Here is a 733-nt window from a genome sequence, read left to right as displayed (position 1 = left end):
CGCTGTTGAAGAAGCGTCTCGCGCGCTGAGCCCGAATGACGAACGGATGCCGCGACCTCGAGGTCGCGGCATCCGTTCTTTCCTGTGGGTGAGAGGTCGTCAGCGCGTGAGGATCAGCGCGTCGCCCTGACCGCCGCCACCGCACAGGGCGACCGCCGCGGTGCCGCTCCCCCGCCGGACGAGTTCGTGGACGGCGTGGACGACGAGGCGGTTGCCCGAGGCTCCGATCGGGTGACCGATGGCGATGCCGCCGCCGTGCGGGTTGACGACGTCGTCGGACAGGCCCAGTTCGGCTTGGGAGCGCGCCACGACCGCTCCGAACGCCTCGTTGATCTCGACGAGATCGAGATCGGATGCCGCGATCCCCTGCTTCTGCAGGGCCTTCTCGATCGCCCGCGCGGGCTGGGCGTGCAGGGAGTTGTCGGGGCCGGCGACCTGGCCGGACGCCCCGACGACGGCGAGCACGTCCCAGCCGTTCTCGTCGGCGACCGCGCGGGTGGTGACGACGACCGCGGAGGCTCCGTCGGAGATCTGCGAGGCGTTGCCCGCGGTGATCGACCCGCCCTCCGCGAAGGCGGGGCGCAGCTTCGCGAGGGTCTCGACCGTCGTGTCGGGACGGATCCCCTCGTCGGCGCTGACGACGACGGGCTCGCCCTTGCGCTGCGGGATGGCCACCGGCACGATCTCGGCGTCGAAGACCCCGGCGGCCTGCGCGGCGGCGGCGCGCTGGTGG

1 pseudogene is annotated in these 733 nt (G+C 72.6%); it reads right to left on the bottom strand.

Features of this window, described 5'->3' with window-relative positions:
• Window positions 1-99 precede the first annotated feature (99 nt).
• Window positions 100-733 (bottom strand): annotated as a pseudogene (locus NS220_RS18680) (acetyl-CoA C-acyltransferase); the annotation flags it as partial.

Origin of the sequence: Microbacterium testaceum (genome assembly GCF_001476655.1) — a bacterium.
GTDB lineage: Bacteria > Actinomycetota > Actinomycetes > Actinomycetales > Microbacteriaceae > Microbacterium > Microbacterium testaceum_C.
This window is presented reverse-complemented; position numbering and strand designations above follow the sequence as displayed.